4 protein-coding genes are annotated in these 2,345 nt (G+C 57.6%); 3 read left to right on the top strand and 1 reads right to left on the bottom strand.

Features of this window, described 5'->3' with window-relative positions; translation table 11 throughout:
• A partial coding sequence (locus tag RTS12_RS20640; RefSeq protein WP_312532021.1) for a hypothetical protein occupies positions 1–284 on the top strand: 284 nt, incomplete at its 5' end.
• Positions 285–564: 280 nt separating this feature from the next.
• Here RTS12_RS20640 and RTS12_RS20635 read toward each other — a convergent pair.
• The gene (locus RTS12_RS20635) at positions 565–1,407 is read right to left on the bottom strand and encodes a DUF3800 domain-containing protein (RefSeq protein WP_312532019.1); all 843 of its coding nucleotides are present in this window, start codon (positions 1,405–1,407) and stop codon (positions 565–567) included.
• Between the two features lie 94 nt (positions 1,408–1,501).
• On the opposite strand from RTS12_RS20635, the gene RTS12_RS20630 reads away from it, so the two are divergent.
• Both RTS12_RS20630 and RTS12_RS20625 read left to right on the top strand, forming a co-directional pair.
• Positions 1,502–2,050 (top strand): N-acetylmuramoyl-L-alanine amidase, encoded by a 549-nt coding sequence (locus RTS12_RS20630; protein WP_312532018.1) that lies wholly within the window; start codon positions 1,502–1,504, stop codon positions 2,048–2,050.
• 2 nt (positions 2,051–2,052) lie between these two features.
• On the top strand, positions 2,053–2,345 hold a 293-nt coding region (locus tag RTS12_RS20625; protein WP_312532016.1), incomplete at its 3' end, for a hypothetical protein.

The raw sequence follows: 2,345 nt of genomic DNA, 5'->3' as shown, positions 1-2,345 counted from the left end.
TCTGGGGCGGCCTTGGCGGGGCGACGAATGCGCTGGTGATCAAGGTCACCGCTCTTGAGGCTATTCGGCATATCGCCATCGGGGCGGCCATCGCTGCGGGGCTGGGCGGCCTGGGCGCGCCATTACTCGGCCACTGGCTCGGCTTGCCGCCCGGAACGCTCAACGCCCCTGAAGGCGCGGCAGGCGGGACAGCCGCCTATCTCACCGGTTCGCTTGGCGCGGCCATCTTCGAGGTGCTGTTGCATCGCATCAGAGGGGGGAGGTTGCCCCGTGACAATCCGTGACCCGAGACCCGAAGTAAGCTGCCCGCTACGCGCGTTTCTGGTGCGCGTGATCATGGCGGGATGTGTCGTGCTGGCGTGGATGCTGATGCGCTGACCGGGCTATACTCGGGGAGTGATGGGGGTTTTTCTTGACCCTACTGACTCACTGTGATTCACTAGATATGCGGGGGCGCCGGGGCCTTGGTGCGACATGCGGTAGTCATGTTGCGGGTTGATGTACGGTTGAACATCGGATTTCAGCCTTCAGACGTCGATCAACACAAGCCGGGACCCGCACCTTTCACATTTTAAATATGTAGCCATAAAATGAAAAAAGTCGTTTCTGCTCAGGCGATAGGTCAATCTCGTCGATCAAGTACGGCTGAAGCGTAACTCCAAAGTCAGCCCAGCTACCATTTTCTCTCGCAACTCGGGGGCTCAGTGCTTGCATTGGTTCCGGTGAAAAGTACTTTCCCGTTCTGTCAACGGCCTGGTACATCGCACTCGCGCAAATATCTGCCAACTGCAGTCCTGCATGCATGTAATGCGGAGCGTCGTCAGACGCATTGAAATTTACAGCTTCCCATTTCACTACTCTCCTCGATAAAAAGGGTTTTCCTTTCGCTGCCTCCAAACGCCAGTATGCTTTCGTTTGCGTGTAAGAATGTCCGCCTCTGGTGCTGAAAACTACTTTGACGCGCCCGATTCTTTGAAAGCGCTTAAGGCCATTTTCAACGCAAAAAGAGGAAACCCTTTCCATGATCATTCTGACAAGCCAGTTATAGAACCAGTTTCTTCCGCCCATCGCTGCCGCTTTAGGGTTGTGGTGGCCGCGCATATTCCTTTTGTTCGAGGCGAGAGTAAAAATTCTTACATCCATCGCTGCGAGAAGCTGTGCAGCACGAATTCGTTTGGCTGGGGAGAGCTTTCGATAGTGCAGGGAATCCGACTGGGTAGCGTTGATGTCGACTCTGATTTCATCCAGCCACACTCGGCATTTAGCTTCGTCTTCGGCCCGCACCAATAGTCCAGCAACGATCAGCCATTCCGATGAACCATCAGGGTCGATCGGTTTGACTTTCTTGAGGCCATCATCACCAGCCTCGTCAATAAACAGGACGTAATCATAATCAGGCTCTGTCATCCAAGGATGATGACCCTGAGGTTGTTAGATTCGTCAAGGTTTTAGCAAGCAGCCCCGCCATCGTGCGGGGTTTTTTCATATCTAGGAGAGACCCATGGGCAAGATTGCTCTGGTGATCGGGCATAACGCCCGATCGCAAGGTGCTGTGCGCGTTACGGACGGGCGCAGCGAATATGACTGGATGACGGACCTGGCCAATCAGATCTTTGCCTTGGAACCTGCGATCTTCCGCGTGTTCCGCCGTCCAGTTGTGCCGAGCTACACCACCGAGATCCGGCAGGCCTATGCCGAGGTCAATGACTGGGGCGCGGATGCTTCGATCGAGCTGCATTTCAACAGCGCGGCCATGCGATCGGCAACGGGTACGGAAACGCTGACCTCCGGCACTACGGGCAGCCTGCGCCTGGCAAAGCTGATCCAGCCCGCCATGGTCACCACCCTCGGTCTGCGGGATCGCGGGCTGGTCACGCGCAAGCGCGGTGAGCGGGGCGGAGAAAGCCTGTGGCAAGGCCGGGCGCCCGCCGTCCTGTTGGAACCTTACTTCGGCTCGAATCCCAGCGACTGCGCTGCTGCCGATCGCCATTTCGCGGCCCTAGCCAGCGCCATTCACATTGCCTGTGCGGCATTCCTCAAAGGAAACTGATCATGGATCTCATCAAAGCAGCGGTGATGCCGCATGTCCTCGAAATCATCAGCATTCTGCTTGCCTCGATGCTGGGCTGGGCGGCCAATACCGCCCGCAAGAAATGGGGCATCGACATCGAGGCCAAGCATCGCGATGCGCTGCACTCGGCCCTGATGACCGGCGCGCGCCTGGCGCTTCAGCGCGGATTGACCGGGCAAGAGGCCATCAACCAGATCCTGCGGCACGTCCAGATCAGCGTGCCCGACGCGGTGATCTGCCTTGATGCGCGGGCAGAGGTGCTGGGAAATCTGGC

Origin of the sequence: Paracoccus sp. (in: a-proteobacteria) (assembly GCF_032007265.1) — a bacterium.
Classification (GTDB): Bacteria; Pseudomonadota; Alphaproteobacteria; order Rhodobacterales; family Rhodobacteraceae; genus Paracoccus.
This window is presented reverse-complemented; position numbering and strand designations above follow the sequence as displayed.